Source organism: Streptomyces cinereospinus, assembly GCF_042430725.1.
In the GTDB taxonomy this organism is placed as follows: domain Bacteria; phylum Actinomycetota; class Actinomycetes; order Streptomycetales; family Streptomycetaceae; genus Streptomyces; species Streptomyces cinereospinus.
The window spans coordinates 11,553-29,305 of record NZ_JBHMCY010000030.1 but is presented as its reverse complement, the minus strand read 5'-3'; the positions used below and the strand labels follow the sequence as shown (position 1 = coordinate 29,305).

Genomic DNA, 17,753 nt, shown 5'->3' with positions numbered 1-17,753 from the left:
GGAGACTTCACCCGGCGGCCCGTCTGCGTCTCCAGGCCTACCGGCCGCCGATCGACCGGATCACTGCCGTCGCGTCCGTGTCCGGGTCGGCGCGCAGGGACACGTCCGTCGCGAGGATCGCCAGCTTCCCGGCCATGCCCATCAGCATGCTCGGCAGGATGCACTCCGGGTCCGAGCCCGCCGCGACGATCCGGGCGAAGGACCGCTCCAGCTCGCTGGAGAACTCCGCCTCCAGGTCGGCGCCCTGCTGCTCCGGCGACCGCGCCTCGGGAATGGTGAGGTGTTCCATGCTGCGGTCGGCCATCAGGCAGGCCAGGCGGGTGCACTCCTCATCGAGGGCGGCCATGTCGACGTACACGAGGACTCCTTCGCCGGTTGGTCAGGTCTCCTGCATACCGGACAGCACCGTCAGCGCGGCGCAAACAGGCCCGAGTTGGGACGATGCGCCAACAACTCACCCCAGAAACTCACCTCTTAAGAGGTGAGTTTTCGGCTAGCATGGAGCCATGCCTACTGAAGCCGTCGCCGTGATCCCCGAACCCGCGCCCGCCCCATCCCTGGAGGTCGTGCCCGACCTGGTCCCCGAGGTCGCGGTCGCCAAGATCGCAGCCGGGGTGACCTCCGCCCTGGTCGATGCCTGGGACGCGATCCGCGCCCGCCACCCGGACGTTCCCGAAGCCGTCATCAGCATGGCCACTGGCGGCCGCGCGAGCCTGGTCGAGCTGGCCCACTTCGCGCCCCGTCGATGGCGGCTGCGCGAGGGGGAGGACGTCCATCACGAGGTGTTCGTCACTGCCGAGTCGCTCGCCGACGGCGCGGCCAAGGTCTTCGGATACCTCCTGCACGAGGCCACCCACGCCGCGAACGAGAACCGAGGCGTCAAGGACTGCTCGGCGAGCCAGTACCACAACAAGGAGTTCCGCAAGGTTGCCCAGGAGCTAGGGCTGATCGAGCGTGACGGCATCACCGAGAAGTGGAAGAAGAAGTACGGGTTCGCTGGCTACTCGGTGGTCAGCGACGAGGCGGCGAAGACCTACGCCAAGGAGATCGCCGCGCTCGACAAGGCGATGCACGCCACCCGCACCCCCGACATCTTCGCCACCCGCAGCGGCGGCGGCAGCAAGGGCGGCGGGGCCGCCGAGGACGCCGACACCGCCGACGCCGGCACGGAGGACGAGGCGCCGACCGGGAAGAAGGAGAAGGAGGACCGCAACTACGTCAAGGCGGTCTGCCAGTGCGAGCCGCCCGCGGTCATCCGGGTCTCGCCGAAGACGCTGGAGCGCCGCAACATCATGTGCGGCGACTGCATGGAGAACTTCGCGCCAGAGGAGTCCGCCTGAGAAAGATGGTCTATCTGGCCAGATAACCCGCGGGCCCCGGCGGTCCCCTTCGAGGGGAGCCGGGGCCCGCGTCGTTGTGCGTCCGCACCGCCGTGGTGCACCAGGTGCAGCACCTACGGCAGGGGGGTCAGGTGACCTCTCCGCCCGTCAGCATGCGGCCGGCGGCGCGCAGGATGTCGGCGTGGTCGAACGCCAGGGCGCCATCGTCCAGGGCCGCGCCCAGTCCCACCCATCGCACGTTCGCCGCGTCGTCGTCGGCCACCGCGACGGTGTTGGCGGGCACCCGGGCGAGGTAGGCGTCCGTGCTGAACCGCCCGCGTGGGTCACGGCCGGGAGCGCTGTAGGTGCCGATCGGCGTCAGGTCGGCGGCGTCGACCCGGACCCCGGTCTCCTCGAACAACTCCCTGGCGGCGGCCTGTCGGGAGTTCTCACCCTTGTCCAGGTACCCGCCCGGCAGGGCCCAGCGGCCGGGGAACGGCTCCCAGCGGCGCTCGATGAGCAGCACCCGGCCGTCCGGGTCGACGGCCACGACGTCGGCCGTGTAGGTGGTCGGCGGCTGCGCCACCACGGTGTCGCGGCGGGCGTCCCAGCCGGAGCAGTGCGTCGTCTCCCGGCCGTCCTTCTCGAACCGGACGGTGATGTCCCACACGGGCCAAGTGCCGAGCGGGCGCGGGCCGCGCTCGATCGCGAGGACCTCGTACGTGCTCGTGGCGTCGCCGTGGTGGTACCGGCCGCCGACGAAGCGGGGGCCGATCTGGGTGGCGATCCACTCCTCGTAGGTCATCTCGAAGCCCTCCTCCCGGTCGCCCAGCAGCTCGGCGGGCATCGTGCCGTCGCACTCGTTGCAGTTGCTGCGGGCGGAGGGGTTGACGGTGCCACAGGCCGCGCACGTCCACGACGGGCGGCCGCAGTCGTGGCAGGCGTCGTACGTCGCCGGGTTGTCGGCCCCGCACGTGCAGCCCCAGGCCGTGCGCGAGCGCTTCGCGGCGGCAAGGTCGGTCTCGTAGGTACCCACGGATCTCCTTCTCGTACGGGCCGGGAGAGTCCCGGCCCTTGGTTGGTGGTCTATCTGGCCAGATAAAACGCGCTACACGGCCCGCAGGCGGCGCGGGGAGCGCGCCGGGGGATGGTTGCCCGGGTCGGGCCAGTCGTCGGCGGACAGGCCGTACGACGGCGGCTTCCAGCTCGCCGCCGCGTAGTGCCGGTAGACGTCCTCCCACGGCGCCTCGAAGTACGCCGGCAGCAGGCCGCCGCGGTTCGGGATCGGCTCGGGGGCGGCCTCGTTCTGCTCGCGGACCTGGTCGGAGACGCGCTCCGCGTGGTCGACGTGCCGCTTGCAGAACCAGTGCGGGAGCACCCAGCCGGTCCGCGGGTCCAGCTCCAGCACCTTGTGGTGGGAGTCGGCGCCGCAGATCTGCCGCTCGTTGCGGACGTCGACCGGCGGGACGTAGCCCGGGCCGACGTGCACTACCGGCTCGGGCAGCGGCCGCAGGGGCACCGCGGCCTCCTCGCTCCCGCTTGTGGCGGGTCGGCGCGGCCGGTAGACGTACGGCCGCAGGCGCGGGGCCTCGCAGCCCCGAGCCCCGCCCGGGCCCCAGTCGCCCGCGGCGCGGGGCGGCTCGTAGCGGGGCGCGTCGTCGGCGACCAGGGCGTCGAAGCGGGGGCGGCCCGTCGCCGTGCTCCGCCCCAGGGCGCGGGCGGCGGTGTTCAGCACCCGCCCCGGCTCGCCGGGGGCGACGAAGAGGGCGTACGCCACGGCGAGCAGCAGCTCCCGCGCCGGCGGGGCGGCCCGCCGGTCGCCGTAGATCCGGTGGACGGTCTCCGCGTACGTCTCCGCCCGGTCCAGGCGCGGGGCGTCGGCGGCCGCGCTCACCCGAAGACCTCCACCAGCCGGAGCGTCACCGCGTCCTCGTGCAGCCGCTGCTTCTTCAGGTAGTAGTTCCAGGTCCGGGTGTCGCAGCGCTGCGGGATGCCGTCGCCCGGGTCGAAGTCGACCGTGCCGCCGAGGTCGAGGAACACGTCCTGGGTGAGAACGGCGGTCAGTTCGTCCGCGTCGTACAGCGGCTCCAGGCCGTGGAAGACGCGCTGCCGGTCGACCCGGGCGCGGGTCGAGGCGGTACGCACCTCCAGGGCGAGCGGGGAGAGCGCGGCCCACTCCAGCAGCACGTCGCCGTGGCACGCCTCACCGGGCTCGCACGGGCAGGCCAGGTCCATGCCGCGCAGCTCCGGCAGCCGGGCGAGGATCTTCTCCCGGCGCCGGTCGCTCTCGTCGGCGGTCCAGTTGGCACGGCTGCCGCGCAGCCACGGCCGGAACTCGGCGACGGCCATCTGCCGGGCCTCCGGCTCCTTGTAGCCGATGTCCACGAGCTGCGCGACGGTGAACGGGTTGCCGAAGTCGGAGGTGCGGTCCACGATCATGCACCGCTCGGGCTTGCGCCAACCCTTGGTGCGCTGGCGCTGGATACGGGTGCAGGTACGCATCGATTGCGGTCCTTTCGCTGGTCAGAGGCGGGTACGGGCGGTCAGTGCGTCCGCCGCACGTGGATCGGGATGTGGATCTCCCCGCCGCCGCAGTCGAAGTCGGCCCACTCGTGCTCGGGGGCGAGCGCCCACCCGTTGTCCGTCGCGGCCCGCACCGTCTCCCGGACCGCCTCGGTCCTGGTCCCGTACTCCCCGAGGGCCACGGACGCGAGCGGCAGAGCGAAGTCGGAGGTGTAGGTGTCCACCGAGGCCAGCCACTCCCCGCCGCTCTGGAGGAGCAGGAGATGGGTGGCCGCCAGACCGGCACGGGCGGCGAGTTCGAGGTAGCGGGCCTGGTCGGTCTGCATCACCAGCCCCTCGTACTCCGGGAAGTAGTTGCCGAGGTCGCGGTGTGCGTCCTGGTCGCCCTCCTGCGCCTTGCGCAGTACGGCGACGGCATCGGCGATCCGCTCGGGGGAAAGGGCGTCATCGGACACGGTGGCTCCTGTCGGTGCGGGTTCGATGTGGTGCACGGCGGTGAAGCCCTCCCGGAGCAGGGCGTCCGGGGTGGCCTCTCGTGCGAGGTCGTGCTGCCAGCGCAGCGTGTCCGGCGGCACCTGCCGGTTGACCGGCCGCTGCGCGTTGCGGGTCAGGCAGGTGTCGAGGTCGGGCAGGAAGCGCAGGGCGACGATGGGGCGGCCGCGCCGGCGGGCCCGCTCCACGAGCTGCGCCCGCACATGGGGCTCCACGTTCGTGCTGTCGAGGAAGACCGTCGCCCCGTCGCTCAGGTGCTGCTCCAGGAGGGCGTTCTGCCGCTCCACGGCGGCGGGGGTGACGGACTGGTCGCCCTCGTCCCCACCGATCTCGCGCCGCAGAGAGTCGAGGCAGAGCACGACGTCGACCGCCGCGGCGGTGACGGCGTACGTCGACTTGCCCGAGGCCCCGGGGCCGACCGCGACCAGCAGCGTGCCGGGAGCCAGGTCGTAGGCCGGGACGACCAGGAAACCCGTGGTCGTCGTCATCCCTGCCCCCCGGTCATCCGTTCCACGGCGGCGGCCAGTTCACCGCGCTCGGCAGCCTCCTCCGCCTCGGTCAGCCGCCGCAGGGCATCCGCGACGGTGACCTTCGGGTCGACGCTGGTAGACCTCGTGCAGAGACCAGCCACCCCGTCCGCAGTGCATGTTCATGGTCGAGTTGACCGAGGTCAGGTGCATGAAGAAGGTGTTCCAGGCCTTGCCCTCGTGCGTGTCCATCAGGATCTCCTGGGGGGTCTGGAGGGTCACGACTGCTGGCCCTCCTCGTCCTGGTCGTCGTCGGCCGGGAGCGAACCGCCGTCCAGGTCAACGAGGTTGTAGCCCTTGAGCATCGACGGGTCGGGCGTCCAGGACATGGACGTCTTGCCCGCGCCGCCGGGGTGCAGCCCCGCCGCCCGGGCGGTCTCCTGCGTGTAGGCGAGGCGGGCGAAGGCCGAGCGGAAGAGGGGCACGAGGTCCTTGCTCATCACGTACGCCTCGGCCTTCTGCCAGGACGGGTGATCGGGGTCGTCCACCTTCTCGATCGGGGCCGGGGTGCCCTCCGGCCACCAGCCCTCGCGCACCCCGCGCGGCATCGCCCGGGACAGGGCGACGGTGGGGCCATTGAGCTTGCCGACGGCCGCGCGCAGGGTGTCGGCGTCGGCGTGGCCGTCGCCGTCGACCACGACGAGCCGGGCGAAGGTCCGGGCGCCGGCGGGGAGCGAGCGCAGGTAGCGCTCGGCGCGCTCCGCCGTCCACCCGGTCTCGATGGTGCTGATGGACAGGTTCGCGCCCTGCTGCGCGGCGAGGCTGAGCACCTTCTCGGCGAATTCCTCGCTCGCGCCCTCAATGGTGATCTTCATGCGAGCCTTCCGACGAATTCTTGCCCCGTTCTCCGGGGTCTGTTCGGCGAGTCTGCCCCTCCGGCCCCCTCCCTGTCTACACCCCGGAGAAGTTGGCGAGAAATCTAGACACGTTCGGGTGATGTGGTGGACCGGCGCGTCTCGGCTCGGATAATGTGCCATATCCGAGGCGATAAACCGGACATGACGACAGGTCAGCGAACCGGCCCGCCGAGACGGAAGGAATCGAACGCCCGTGCCCCAGACCGACACGGCGACCGAAACGGTCCCGGCCGCCACCCTCTACGAGTGGCAGCGCCGCGCACAGCGCCACCTCGCCGACCTCATCGAGCACGGCGCGACGCTCGACCTGCCCCCGCTGCTGTGGACGCTCGCCCCGAACGGCAACCTCATCGGCACGGCGGACGGAATCGGCTTCACCCCGGCCATACAGCGCGAGACCGTCCGCCGGTGGGCCGACCACGCCGGCGCCCGGGTGGACACCGAGTACACCACCGACGGCCGTGAGGAGCTGTACGCCGGGTGGAAGGACGACGAGCGCCGTACCCGCGGCTGCTTCCGCGCCACCATCTTCGTGCACCGCGAGGCCCCGCAGCCGGGGAACCGGTGAAGGCCCCGGCCGCGCCGGCGGCTGAGGCAACTCCCCTGTGTCCGGGGCAGCTTGAGCTGTTCCGTGTGCAGGCCCGCCCGCACCTCACCATCGACTACGCCCGCCCCGACGGCGGCCCGCTCACGGACGCCGACTTCGACTTCCTGGCCCGGCTCGCCCGTACCGCTACCACCCGAAAGAGTGACTGACATGCCGTTGTCCGTACCGCTCCTCCTCGTACCGGGAGAGCCGGACCGCCACTACACCGTCCACCTGCACCGTGTGCGCTGGAGCGTCGGCTCGGTCTCCCGACAGCTCACCGCCGACCACCTCGCGGAGCTGAGGGCCAACGCCGAGCGGTGCCTGCGGATGGTCTCCGAGTGCATCGCCGCCGAACTGTCCGAGGCTGACGTCGAGGTCACCGAGAACCCCGACGGCTCCGCCGAGGCCGTGGCCCGTGTGCTGTGCACCGAGGACGAATGCGCCGCCGTCGCCGAGCGCTACCACCGCGACGCCGACGAGGACGTCGAGGCGGAGGCCGCCCGGAAGTGGGCCGCCACCCAGCTCCAGGACCAGACCGTCGAACTCCTCCAACTCCGCGCCGAGCTGGAGAAGACCACCCCCGGCAAGACGGCCACGGACATGCTCGCCGCCCTGCTGGCCGTCCAGCAGGAACGCACCGGCGGCCAGGGCGACCGTGTCGTGCTGTGGCTGGACGAGGCCGCCGACCTGTTCCGCAAGTCCGGCCTGTTCCCCGACCAGAGCCCGGAGGCCGTGCGGGCGGAGATGAAGCGCCTGATCCGCACCGGCCGCAAGCCGTACCCGGTCGACTCCGAAGGCAAGACCCGGTTCGAGCCCCACCGCGTCACCGACTTCGACACCGCCCCCGACACCGTGACCTGGGTGGGACCGGCCCGGGGCTCGATGACCCCGACGCTCACGGCCGAGGGCCGGGAACACCTGGACCTGCCGAACGCCTTCCACATGGCGCCCGAGCACCTGGTGCGCGAGACCGAGACGCTGGCCCGCTCCGTCGCTGCGGGCGAGACCCGCACCCTCGGCGTGCGGCGGCTCGCGGAGCTGTGCGGGGAGCTGGCCCGCCGCCACGACGCCGAACCGCAGCCCCGGCCGTGCCCGGGCCCGGGAGGGTGCCGGGAGGACGACGACCCTACGCACGACCTGGTGCACCGGATCGGGCACCGGCCCCGCGCCGTGGCGGCTGGCGAGGTGCGGGCCGCCCGCATCACGACGGGCCCGATGATGCCGCTGCACACCCTCCCGGAGACGCTCCCGGACGACGACGCGGCTCTCGTGCTGGTCTACCGCAAGGACACCCCGGGCCTCGGTCTGCTGGACGCCCTCCTCTCCGGCAGCGAGAACGCCGTACAGGGCGCCATCACCGGCACCCTGCGGTGGCTCACCGCGGATGGGAAGTGACCGCCATGATGCTCACCTCCGTCACCCTGCCCGACGGCACCGCCGCCGTGGTGCACACCGCCACTCTCGGATGGGGCGAAGACCTCATCGAGGAGCGCGGACTGCCCGCCCTCTACCGGATCGTGCTGGACGAGCTGAACGAGGCCGCGACCTGCACGGCCGTACGGGAGCACGACGGCGGCGTGCTGGTGGAGTCGCTGCACGGCGGACCGGGCGTGCTCGCGTACGCGCTGGCCCTGTGCACCGCCCCGGAGTGCCGCGCGGCCGCCGAGTCCTACGAGAAGGAGATCGGCGGCCCGCACCCGGGCATGGATTTCGAGCGCACCTGGGCCAGCAAGCAGGCCGTCGGCGACCAGGACGACCAGGAGATGCTCCAGGAGTACCTGTCCGCCGAGATCCAGGACGTCAACCTCCACTGGCTCCAGCAGACCGACCCCGACGCGGCCCGGATCTTCCGGCCCGGCTGCTTCACCGACAGCCTGCTCGACCTCGCCCACCCGGTGCCCGGCCACGCCGCATTCGACCTGGGACGGGCCCTTCAGCAGTACGCGGCCGCCAAGCGCGACGAGGGCCGCATGGACCGCTACGGAGCCCTGTTCGCCGGGACCGCCGACTACCAGTGGGACGCCTTCCTCCCCGCCGGCGCGACGACGGAGGCCGCCCGATGAGCAGTTCCGACGCCATCGCCGCCCACCTGGAATGGCAGCCGTTCGCCCACGGGCCGGACTGCGCCAAACCCGCCTGGGAGGTCGACCAGCAGACCGAGACCGACAAGCGGCGCCTTCGCCGGGAGGGGCCGGAGCACTCCTGCCCCAACGAGGAGTGCGGCCACCACGACCACTACGACCGGATCACCCTGCGGGTGCTGTGCCGGTCCTGCGGCACGGCCCACCTGATCAGCGGCGAGGAGTACACCACCCGGACGACCACCACGGTACGCACCGGGTACGGGCAGCCCCCGAAGCGGGTGGCCGGGCTGTGGCTCTACCCCGGCCCGCCGCTGCTCGACCTGCGGGGCTACGACTCGCCCGGCGCCTACCTCTGCTCCCGCCAGAAGGTCGACCGGCTGTCGGAGGACGACATCGTCGGTGTCGTCACCGAGGGCCGGGGCAAGCGCGGCGGCACCGTCTACCACGCGGCGATCGGGCCCGACTTCCACCCGCCCGCCCGTGGCCTCTCGGGCTACGCGGACTGGGCGAAGGTCAGCGGCGAGAAGCCTTTCGCCTCCGTCACCGCGGCGGCGAAGTGGGTGGCGGCGGAGTTGGACGCGGCCGCCACCGAAGAGGAGGGACCAGCCCAGTGAGCGGCAATCATGACGCTGCCATCGACGCCGTCAAGCGGCAGCTCCCGTCTGCGCAGCAGTTGTTCGCCGGGTGGCCGGCGGCGGTGCCGTCCGTGCCGGGCGCCGTCTACGCCGACGTCGACCTCTACCAGACTGGCGGGTTCGAGGACCCCCGACTGGTGCTCTACACCGGGGTCAGCCGCCTGCCGACGCTGACCGTGGGCTGGTGCCTGCTCGGCGCCTCCCGGAACGTCCAGCCCGGCAAGGACTCGCTGCCGAGCGGCGCCCGGGAGGCACTGAACGACACCACCGCGGTGCGCGCCTTGCAGCTCCTCGCGGTCGACCACCCGGAGACCGACGAAGCGGCAATCGAAGCGCTCGCGGTCCCCGGAGTGACGGGCTCCCTGGTGACCCTCGCGTCCGCCGTCCACCAGGACCACGAGGGCCGGGCCATACCGCTCGGCTGCGAGGTCGGCACGGCCGTGTACGCCTACCACCCCGGGCCTGTGCGTGTGGGCACCGTCGCCGCCGATGTGGTGCTGATCGGCAGCCCCATCTGGATCGCCAAGACCGAGACCAAGGAGGACCAGCACCAGTGAGTGCCACCGAACAGATCGACGGTACGGCCGTCGTCACCACGTACTTCGAGGACCGGATCACCGAGGCGGAGAAGGAGGTCGAGGCGGCCCGGGCCGCGCTCGCCGCCGCCGAGGCCAAGGTCGCGCAGCGGCAGACCGAGCGGGACGCGTTCGTGCGGGACGGCTCGCTGCACCCGGCCGCGTACAACGCGGAGACCGGCCAGCCGGAGTGGGAGCTGTGCCAGTGGGCGCAGACCCGCATCGGCCGGGTGGCTTTCACGGACATGACGCCCGCCGGTGACGCCGCCTACAACCGGCGGGTCGCCGAAGAGAAGGCGGTCCACCAGTGGCTGCGCGAGCACGGCCGCAGCGTCCCCGCACCGTTCGGAGAGAAGGCATGAGCGAGCAGCACAACGACTCGGAGGCGGCACCCAGGCTGCGTGCGGCGGTCGCCGCGACGCCGATGGTCGACACCGTCGGCGAGCTGCGGGCCCTGCTGGAACAGCTTCCCGACGACATGCCGCTGTCCCTGGACGACCACCACCGGGCCCTGCCCGGCGAGCCGGACCAGGTGCACACCATCCACCCCCGGCTGGTGGCCGTGGTCTCCGGACTCGCCACCGAGGCGGAGAGCAAGCAGCCCGGGCTGATGCTCACCCAGGTGTACGTGCCCTTCCCCGCCAAGGACGAGGAGCAGGCCGCCGTCGCCAGCCGCGACGACCTGCCCGCGTACGGCGAACTCCCGCGCGCCGCCTACCACCTGGAGCGCGGGGAACTGCGGCCCGGGCTCAAGGACGTCGCCGAGGTCCTTGAGGAGCTGGCTCACCTAGTGGGCGAGGTCGCGGCGGACTTCACGGAGCACGATGAGGACGGCTCGCAGCTCAGGGTGGAGGCGAAGCGGATCACCCACGCCGCCGAGCGCGTCGGCAAGCTCGCCGACACGGTGGAGGAGGTCGCCGAGTGACGACCGCCGAGGAGTACGGGACCGCGCTGGAGCCGGTGGAGGTGGTCGACGCCGAGCTGGTGGAGGACGACGCCCCCGACGCCGGCGCGGTCGCCGTGCACGACCCGGTGGAGGCCGTTCTCGCCGCGCTGGACGCGGATGCCAAGGAACACCTGCACGACATCCGGCCGAAGAAGACCAAGGACGGCTACGCCCGGGACTGGGAGATCTGGGGGGAGTTCCACGACTGGCTCGCCGAACGAACCGGCACCCGCCTGCCGCTCAGCAAGGTCACCGTGGGCACCTTCGTGTCGTTCGTGACGTACCTGGACCAGGTGGTCGAGGCGCCGCCGAACACGATCGAGCGCCGGATCACCGGCGTCACCGCGGAGGCCCGCAGGCACGGCTACACGGTGCCCAAGGAGGCCACCGAGGCGGCCCGGCGCACGCTGAAGCCCCTGAAGCTGGACAAGCGGCGCCAGCAGCGCGGCCGTGGCAAGGCCGCCGCCATCACCCCGAAGGACCTGCGGAAGATGGCCAACGCGCCGCGCGAGCGCGCGCCCCAGCCCGGCGCCCGGCGGCGGCGCACGATCGTGGTCTCGGACCTGACCCGGCTGCGGGACAAGGCGCTCAACTCCCTGAAATTCGCGGTCGCGGGCCGCAACGAGGAGCTGTCCGCGCTGGACGACCCGGACATCGGGGACGTGGACGAGGGCCTGATGGTGCACGTGCCCTCGGTGAAGGGCCGCCCGGAGCGGGACGTGCCCGTCACCTACGGCGAGGACATCGACACCTGCCCGGTGCGCTGCTGGCGCGCGTACAAGGCGGCCAAGCTGTCGGCCGGCGCCGCCCCCGGCGGACCGGCGTTCCTGCCCGTCGACCAGTGGGGCAACCAGGGCGCCAAGCGTCTGTCGCCGGACGGCGTCGGCCGGGCGCTCGCGCGCTGCGCGAAGTACGCGGGCCTGACCGGGCGCCGGATCACCGGACACTCCGCCCGGCGCGGTCTGGTCACCACCGGGCGCAAGAAGGGCAAGCGCGTCGAGAAGCTGCGCCGCCAGGGCGGCTGGTCGCCCAACAGCCCGGTGTTCTGGGAGTACGTGGACGAGGGTGAGGCGTTCGAGGACGCCGCGACCGAGGGGATCGGCCTGTGAAGAAGGAACTCGGCGGCACGCTGTACGAGGGGACGCCGCCGGTGGTGGCCGTGCCGACCGGCCTGCCGATGACCGACGGCACCGTGCTCGCCGCGCTGGTCCTGGTCGTGGAGCCGGACGTGGACGAGGCGGAGGTGAAGGACTTCGTCACCCGCTACCGCATGGCCCCTCGGGGCGAGGTCGCCCGGGCCGCCGACTCGCAGGCCCGCTGGAGCCTGGAGGACGACGGGCGGGTGACGATCCAGCTCCTGTGCGAGGAGGGCGCCGCGCGCATCGTGATCCCTGCGGACCCGCGCATCCACCAGTGGACGGCCCTGGCCCGGCACGGCGGCGGCAGCATCTCCCTGATCGTCTCCCCCGGCCTGCCCGACACCGACCTGATGACCCTTGGCCGCCACCTCGGGCCCTACGGCGGCCCGTACTGGCACCTCAGCGTCGGCTGCATACCGCTCTGACGCCCGATCACGCCCGCCGGACGGCACAGGCCGCGGTGCCGTCCGGCGCGCACCCAGCGCAACCCCTCTCTTCCTGCCCGCGCCGGTCGGTGCCGCGGGGAGCGGGGGTCTGGGGGCCGGCGAAGGCCCCCAGCGGCCACCGGCTTCACCCCGTACGTGCCCGTTCTTCCGTGAGGAGTTCCCCTTGTTCCCCGGCGTCTTCGTCGCCACCCAGGCGACCGCGAACGCGTGGCGGCACCTGACCGCCGTCGCCCGCACCTTCCAGCGCAACCCCGCCCTGGAGGCGGACCGGTACGCCCGCACCATCCAGCAAACCGCGACCGGCGGCGACGCCGTCAAGGGCGGCCGGGGCTCCGAGGTCGCCCTGTTCGGCGCCTCCCAGCTCATCCAGTTCGAGGAGGAACACGGCCGCTACATCGAGGAGGCCGCGCCCGTCCTCGCCGAGCTGGTCGAGGACGACCGGGACGTGTGGGCGGCGCTGGAGGACCTGACGCGCCACGACTGGCAGGCGTTCGAGCGGAAGGTCGCCGCCTTCGAGCGCGCCGGCGGGATGACCCTGGCGACGCTGCTCGGCGCGCTCAGCGGCGCCGCCGCGGTGCTCGACCCCGACGGCACGCTGCCCACGTTCACGCTGGACGGCACCGAGGCGCCCCCGTGGTCGGCCAAGCCCCGGCAGGTCGCCGAGTGGCGGCGCCAGCTTGTGGCCCGGCTGGAGGCGCCGGAGACGGCGGAGGGCACCGCCCGGGAGCTTGCCGAGGAGCACCTGACCGCCATCTTCCCGCCCGAGCTGTTCCCGGGCCTGGACCACGTGGCCCGGGCCCGGCTGCTGTGCGAGCAGGAGCGGGCCCGGCTGCGCAGTGCGCGCATGTACTACGCGGACGCCGACACCACGGCGGTCGCCACCCGCAAGGCCGCCCGGCCGCGGAAGTCCCCGCTCGATCCCCAGCGCGTCCCGTCCGCCGCCGGGTTCCTCGTGTTCGACCAGCCGGTCGACTACGCCCCGGGGATGGCGCCGCTGGTCGCCGCGTCCTGGAGCGGGTGGGAGGTGCCCGGGCACAGCGAGGACGCCCCGGCGACGTGGTCGGTGACCCTGTACGCGCACACGGCCGCCACGCCGCCGCTCGCGCCGGTCGGCTTCGAGCGGCTGAGCGCCGGGGACGTGCTCGCCGAAAAGTACGCGCAGATGGAGAACGCCGACTTCGCCGCCCGCGCGGTCGTGGCGTGCTGGGACCTGATCACCCAGGAGCGGGTCGGCAAGGGCGTGGTCGATGTCGCCGAGGAGAGGCGCAAGCCGGTCAAGGTCCGCGCCGACCGGCGGCGGGGGATCACCGACGACGGCACGGTCCGGGTGGTGGCCATCCGTGGCCGGCAGGAGTCGGTACCGCGCCCGCGCCGGGAGACGGACGGGACGGGCCCAAGCCGCCGCTACGACCGGGGCCGGTGGATGGTCCACGAGCACACCCGCGACCACTGCATGAACCCCGCCGCGCACCGCGACGGCGGGTGCACCCACCAGGACATCACCGTGCTGGACTACCCGAAGGGCCCGGCCGACAAGCCGTTCCTGGACACGGTGTACGTGGTCAAGGCCGACTGACCGGCACCGCTCGCGGTAAAGGCCTCCGGGACAGCTCCCGGAGGCCTTCGTCGTGCTGCGCGGGGCGTTCGGGGGGTCGCCGCCCTTGGAATAGGGGGTTGAGGAACATCGGAACGAAAACCGGCGCTAAGCCAGCGTCGGCCCTGGTAGGCGGCTGACAGGGCGTCGGCGCCCGGGCCCGTGTGAAGTCGTCCCGCAGATAACGCCCTATTATCTGCGGGATAGCTGATCACGACCTGCGGGAACGGCGAGGAGGCCGTGCATGAAGCGGACCCGTTATCTGCGGCAAGAAGGGAAGGGGTGCAACTCGTACGACTGCCCGCCGGGAAGGCGCTGACCGTCCGCACCGCGGCGGACGCGTTCCTCGACTCGCTCGGCAACACAAACACGGTCCGCAACTACGGGATCGGAGTCGGCAAGACCGCCGAACGGCTTGGCGAGGACCGCCCGCTCGCCACGGTCGCGGACGACGAGATCGGCGGCGCCCTCGAACAGCTGTGGGGCGAGTCGGCGGTCAACACCTGGAACGCCCGCCGGGCGGCAGTGCTCTCGTGGCTGAGCTGGTGCGGCGAGCACGGGTATGACGGCCCGAAGGTGCCGACGTGGGCGAAGCGGCTGACCCCGCCGGACTCCGAGACCCCGGCCCGCTCGAAGATGGCCATCGACCGGCTGATCGCCCGCCGCGATGTCCATCTCCGGGAGAAGACGCTCTGGCGGATGCTGTATGAGACCGTCGCACGGTCGGAGGAGATCCTCGGCGTCAACATCGAGGAACTGGATCTTGCCGGGCGCCGCGCCCCGGTGAAGGCCAAGGGCGCCCGGCCGCGTACCCGCCGCCGCGGCGCGGTGCGGGAGGACTACGTGCTGGAGACCGTGTACTGGGACGCCGGCACCGCCCGTCTCCTGCCCCGCCTGCTCAAGGGCCGCACCCGCGGCCCGGTGTTCGTCACCCACCGAAAGCCCGGCCCCGGCAAGGTCCTCGCGCCACGCGACGTGTGCCCGGACACCGGGCTGGCCCGGCTGTCGTACGGGCAGGCCCGCATGCTGCTGGACGAGCACACTGCTATCGGCGGCGTGAGCGGCACGGGCTGGGACCTGCACGAGTGGAGGCACTCCGGACTCACTCACCTCGGCGAGGCCGGGGCGAGCCTGCTGATGCTCATGGCAAAGTCCCGGCACAAGAAGCCCGAGAACGTACGGCGTTACTTCCATCCCTCTGCGGACGCGATTGCCGAAGTCACCAGTCTTCTCGCGCCCGGCGACAGTAGGCGCTGACCGCTGTTGGCCCGGTGTGGGGCTGGATGAGGTTTCACTGGGGATAGCGCACGATCAGCAGAGCCTCGACGTCTCCGGACGGTGCTTGATACAAGTGCGGAACGTCGGCGGCCCAACTGCCATGCATGCCGGGGCCGATCAGGGCAGGAGCAGAGATCGTGCCGACGCGCGCGGTGCCGGCGAGGACGATGATGTGCTCTGTTGTGCCGGGGACGTGGGCGGCGGACTCCTGCGTCGTTCCGGCGCGAATGCGCACTCGGTAGGTTTCCGTGACCGCCGCAGCAGTCTCAAATCGCTCGGTGAGGACGGCGTCCACGGCATGACCGGAGACCTTGGTGGGAAACGCGAGGTTGTGCAGAGCTGTGCTGAGCGGCACTTTGAGGGCCGTCGTCAGAGCGTAGAGCGTCTCCAGAGTGGGATTGCGCCGGCCACTCTCCAACTCCGAGAGCGTCCCTTTGCCGACCTTGGACCTGCGGGCCAGCTCGGACAGTGACATCCCCTGCGCTTCGCGCAATTCCCGCAGGCGCAATCCGACGCGGGTAGCCAGGTCCATGGTGAGCCCCTCCTTGTTGTCGAGGCCAGTTGATCCGATGCCGCCCGAGAACTATCGTTCCACATGCGGAACGTTCTGTATATGGAACACGTGATGATGCGACCTCGTATGAAGGAGTCCCATGAGGCCTCAGGAAAACGCGTCCCTGCCCGTTCGCAGCATGCAGGTGGCCCGCGCCCTCGCTGCGGCCGGCGTCGCGGGTCAGGTACGCGAGCTGGAGGAATCGACGCGCACGGCCGCCGAGGCCGCCTCGGCCCTGGGGTGCGACGTGGGTGCGATTGCCAACAGGCATCGCCTCCACCGCCTTCCGTAGGTCGAGGAGGGAGGCGGGTTCGGGCTCCGGCTGGAGAGCGGCGAAGTGCAGGCGTCCGTCGTCGAAGATGATCTGGGAGTTCGCCGGCACCCGTGCGGCGACCTCCCGATAGGTGCCGTGCAGCAGCGCGGCCCGCGCCGCCAGATGCTCGCCCGGATCACCCGGCAGGTTCAGGGAGGCCAGCACGGCCGGGCGGACCTGCTCCCACGCCTCGCCGTCCAGCAGTTTCGCCCGCGGGTCGCCCCATTTCGAGGAGTTCTTCGCGAACACCTCCCGCCGGCGCAGCATCCGGTGGAAGGTCTCCAGCACGCAGAACACGTACGCCTTCCAGGCCACCATGCCCGGCTCCAGGTGCGGCGCGCTCAGGACGAGGCGCCGCCACGAGCCCGTCAGCAGCGACGTGTCGATCTCCTCGGGCCCCACCTTCTTGCGCCCCATCAGGCCGGGCAGCGACTTCAGCGCCTTCAGCACCGGCAGCCCCTCGGGGGTGGCCCCGAAGTCGACGACTTGGACCAGGAGCGCCAGGAACGGGCGCACGGTGGGGAACCGGGTGACCAGCATCGACCGCCACGCCTCGTCCGCGTCGGAGTCCAGCGGCGGCGCCAGCTCGAACAGCGCGGCGATCGCGGCGGCCAGCTCCTCGCGCGGCACCACCTCCTCGACCCGCTCCCACATCGCCGTAAAGGTCGCCACCTCGGGCGGGCTGATCTCGCCGGTGTCGGTGTCGACCTGCTCGGAGGTGGTGTCGAACACGACGCGGAACGCGGTCGCCAGCCTCATCCCGGCCCGCTCCATGCGCGGCAGCGTCTTCAGCTTCTGCTTCGCCGTCTCCCGCTCCGCCCGGGCGAGCAGCTTCGTCGCGATCAGCACCTCCAGCAGGTCCAGCGCGTCATCGACCGCCCTGCTCGTCAGGTAGACCGCCGTGGCCAGCAGCGTCGCCAGCCTGCGGGAGTCGCCGTGGCGGCGCAGCAGGGACGCCTTTCCGTCCACCCCGTACCGCGACAGCTCCGCCAGCCGCCGCGGCGGTATCCCCGACACGTCCAGCTCACCCATCCCGAACGAGGCGATCTCCTCCGCCCGCTCCAGCGCCCACTTCATCTGCGGGCCGGAGATCCGCACTGGTCCCCGCCGCAGCCGGTCCAGCTCCGACACCCGCGCCCCCGGCGCAACCGTCAGTAGCGAGTCGAGCACCGCCCGCTGACCAGTGCTCAGCAGCCCGTACAGGGTGTCCCACAGCCGCTGGTTCGCCGCCTCCCGCACCGAGGCGACCAGCCGCGCCAGCGTCGTCACCCCGGGCAGCAGCACCCGCCGCTCACGCAGCCACCCCACCGATGCGTCGAACAGTGCCTTCGGCCCCTCCCCGGTCGTCCAGGCCCGCGCATCCACCCACGTCCGCAACTCGGCCTCCACAGCGGCGAACTCCGTGTACTCCAGCACCCGCCGCAGCTCACGCACGTGATCCAGCCGGGTGTTCTCCCGCTCGCCGTACGCCTTCAGCACCGAGGCGTCCTCGACGTCGAGCTGCTCGGCGAGGTAGTCGGCGACCTCCGCCGGGATGCCAGTCGGGTCGTCCAGGAACACCCCGAGATAGCGCACGGTCGTCAGCTGCGCGGCGAAGCCCAGCCGGTTGTGAGCACGCCGCTTCGACTCGATCAGCTCCCGGTCCGCATCGTCCAGGAAGAAGAACCGCTCCAACTCCGTACGCGACGGCGCCCCGTCGTACGCCGCGTACGCGGCGGCTTGCGCATCCGTCAGAAACTCGACCGGCACCCCGGACCTCCACACAGCCAATGATCAACACGACTGTCGAAGGTTCCGCCCCCGCAGAAGTCCAGGTCAAAGCACTCGCAGGCACGCGAAGGGCTTAGCGCCGGTTTTCGTTCCGATGTTCCTCAACCCCCGAA

General features: G+C 71.9%; 21 protein-coding genes and 2 pseudogenes. 14 read left to right on the top strand and 9 right to left on the bottom strand.

Going from position 1 to position 17,753, the window contains the following annotated elements:
- Positions 1-37 precede the first annotated feature (37 nt).
- The gene (locus ACFF45_RS17300) at positions 38-358 is read right to left on the bottom strand and encodes a hypothetical protein (RefSeq protein WP_381346954.1); all 321 of its coding nucleotides are present in this window, start codon (positions 356-358) and stop codon (positions 38-40) included.
- A gap of 148 nt (positions 359-506) precedes the next feature.
- Here ACFF45_RS17300 and ACFF45_RS17295 point away from each other — a divergent pair, with 148 nt between their 5' ends.
- On the top strand, positions 507-1,340 hold the full coding sequence (locus ACFF45_RS17295; protein WP_381346953.1) for a hypothetical protein: 834 nt from the start codon (positions 507-509) through the stop codon (positions 1,338-1,340).
- A gap of 127 nt (positions 1,341-1,467) precedes the next feature.
- On the opposite strand, the gene ACFF45_RS17290 is transcribed toward ACFF45_RS17295, so the two are convergent.
- The 6 genes from ACFF45_RS17290 to ACFF45_RS17265 all read right to left on the bottom strand — a co-directional run bounded on the left by ACFF45_RS17290 (position 1,468) and on the right by ACFF45_RS17265 (position 5,676).
- On the bottom strand, positions 1,468-2,355 hold the full coding sequence (locus tag ACFF45_RS17290) for an NUDIX domain-containing protein (protein ID WP_381346951.1): 888 nt from the start codon (positions 2,353-2,355) through the stop codon (positions 1,468-1,470).
- Positions 2,356-2,427: 72 nt separating this feature from the next.
- Positions 2,428-3,213 (bottom strand): hypothetical protein, encoded by a 786-nt coding sequence (locus tag ACFF45_RS17285; RefSeq protein ID WP_381346950.1) that lies wholly within the window; start codon positions 3,211-3,213, stop codon positions 2,428-2,430.
- Positions 3,210-3,821, bottom strand: a complete 612-nt coding sequence (locus ACFF45_RS17280) for a DUF4326 domain-containing protein (protein ID WP_381346948.1) — start codon at positions 3,819-3,821, stop codon at positions 3,210-3,212. Before ACFF45_RS17280 ends, ACFF45_RS17285 begins: the two co-directional genes overlap by 4 nt.
- Before the next feature lie 41 nt (positions 3,822-3,862).
- Positions 3,863-4,822 (bottom strand): AAA family ATPase, encoded by a 960-nt coding sequence (locus ACFF45_RS17275; protein WP_381346947.1) that lies wholly within the window; start codon positions 4,820-4,822, stop codon positions 3,863-3,865.
- Positions 4,819-4,965, bottom strand: a complete 147-nt coding sequence (locus tag ACFF45_RS17270) for a hypothetical protein (RefSeq protein WP_381346946.1) — start codon at positions 4,963-4,965, stop codon at positions 4,819-4,821. Before ACFF45_RS17270 ends, ACFF45_RS17275 begins: the two co-directional genes overlap by 4 nt.
- A 114-nt stretch (positions 4,966-5,079) precedes the next feature.
- Positions 5,080-5,676, bottom strand: a complete 597-nt coding sequence (locus ACFF45_RS17265; protein WP_381346945.1) for a hypothetical protein — start codon at positions 5,674-5,676, stop codon at positions 5,080-5,082.
- A 235-nt stretch (positions 5,677-5,911) separates the two neighbouring features.
- On the opposite strand from ACFF45_RS17265, the gene ACFF45_RS17260 reads away from it, so the two are divergent.
- The 12 genes from ACFF45_RS17260 (at position 5,912) to ACFF45_RS17205 (ending at position 14,983) form a co-directional block, all read left to right on the top strand.
- Positions 5,912-6,286 carry a hypothetical protein gene (locus tag ACFF45_RS17260; RefSeq protein ID WP_381346943.1) on the top strand — a complete coding sequence of 125 codons (375 nt, stop codon included), beginning with the start codon at positions 5,912-5,914 and terminating at the stop codon, positions 6,284-6,286.
- Positions 6,287-6,351: 65 nt separating this feature from the next.
- Positions 6,352-6,474 carry a hypothetical protein gene (locus ACFF45_RS17255; protein ID WP_279566275.1) on the top strand — a complete coding sequence of 41 codons (123 nt, stop codon included), beginning with the start codon at positions 6,352-6,354 and terminating at the stop codon, positions 6,472-6,474.
- A 1-nt stretch (position 6,475) separates the two neighbouring features.
- Entirely contained in the window at positions 6,476-7,702 is a 1,227-nt protein-coding gene (locus tag ACFF45_RS17250) for a hypothetical protein (protein ID WP_381346942.1), read from the top strand.
- A 5-nt stretch (positions 7,703-7,707) separates the two neighbouring features.
- Entirely contained in the window at positions 7,708-8,370 is a 663-nt protein-coding gene (locus tag ACFF45_RS17245) for a hypothetical protein (protein WP_381346941.1), read from the top strand.
- Complete coding sequence (locus tag ACFF45_RS17240) at positions 8,367-9,005, top strand: hypothetical protein (protein ID WP_381346940.1); 639 nt, start codon at positions 8,367-8,369, stop codon at positions 9,003-9,005. The genes ACFF45_RS17245 and ACFF45_RS17240 overlap by 4 nt, the downstream gene beginning before the upstream one ends.
- Positions 9,002-9,583 carry a hypothetical protein gene (locus tag ACFF45_RS17235; RefSeq protein WP_381346939.1) on the top strand — a complete coding sequence of 194 codons (582 nt, stop codon included), beginning with the start codon at positions 9,002-9,004 and terminating at the stop codon, positions 9,581-9,583. The genes ACFF45_RS17240 and ACFF45_RS17235 overlap by 4 nt, the downstream gene beginning before the upstream one ends.
- On the top strand, positions 9,580-9,963 hold the full coding sequence (locus ACFF45_RS17230; RefSeq protein ID WP_381346938.1) for a hypothetical protein: 384 nt from the start codon (positions 9,580-9,582) through the stop codon (positions 9,961-9,963). Before ACFF45_RS17235 ends, ACFF45_RS17230 begins: the two co-directional genes overlap by 4 nt.
- On the top strand, positions 9,960-10,526 hold the full coding sequence (locus tag ACFF45_RS17225) for a hypothetical protein (protein ID WP_381346937.1): 567 nt from the start codon (positions 9,960-9,962) through the stop codon (positions 10,524-10,526). Before ACFF45_RS17230 ends, ACFF45_RS17225 begins: the two co-directional genes overlap by 4 nt.
- A complete protein-coding gene (locus ACFF45_RS17220) occupies positions 10,523-11,656 on the top strand; it encodes a site-specific integrase (RefSeq protein ID WP_381346935.1) in 1,134 nt (377 codons plus the stop codon). Before ACFF45_RS17225 ends, ACFF45_RS17220 begins: the two co-directional genes overlap by 4 nt.
- Positions 11,653-12,111 (top strand): hypothetical protein, encoded by a 459-nt coding sequence (locus tag ACFF45_RS17215; protein ID WP_381346934.1) that lies wholly within the window; start codon positions 11,653-11,655, stop codon positions 12,109-12,111. Before ACFF45_RS17220 ends, ACFF45_RS17215 begins: the two co-directional genes overlap by 4 nt.
- A gap of 184 nt (positions 12,112-12,295) precedes the next feature.
- Positions 12,296-13,708: a hypothetical protein gene (locus ACFF45_RS17210; protein ID WP_381346933.1), complete on the top strand. Its 1,413-nt coding sequence runs from the start codon at positions 12,296-12,298 to the stop codon at positions 13,706-13,708.
- Between the two features lie 300 nt (positions 13,709-14,008).
- Complete coding sequence (locus ACFF45_RS17205) at positions 14,009-14,983, top strand: tyrosine-type recombinase/integrase (protein WP_381346932.1); 975 nt, start codon at positions 14,009-14,011, stop codon at positions 14,981-14,983.
- 34 nt (positions 14,984-15,017) lie between these two features.
- Here the strand turns inward: ACFF45_RS17205 and ACFF45_RS17200 are convergent, their stop codons facing one another.
- Positions 15,018-15,536 (bottom strand): helix-turn-helix domain-containing protein, encoded by a 519-nt coding sequence (locus ACFF45_RS17200; protein ID WP_381346931.1) that lies wholly within the window; start codon positions 15,534-15,536, stop codon positions 15,018-15,020.
- 121 nt (positions 15,537-15,657) lie between these two features.
- Between ACFF45_RS17200 and ACFF45_RS17195 the strand changes: the two are divergent.
- Positions 15,658-15,822, top strand: a pseudogene (locus tag ACFF45_RS17195) (YbaK/EbsC family protein); the annotation flags it as partial.
- Positions 15,823-15,825: 3 nt separating this feature from the next.
- Here ACFF45_RS17195 and ACFF45_RS17190 read toward each other — a convergent pair.
- A pseudogene (locus tag ACFF45_RS17190) lies at positions 15,826-17,619 on the bottom strand (DUF4158 domain-containing protein); the annotation flags it as partial.
- Positions 17,620-17,753 lie beyond the last annotated feature (134 nt).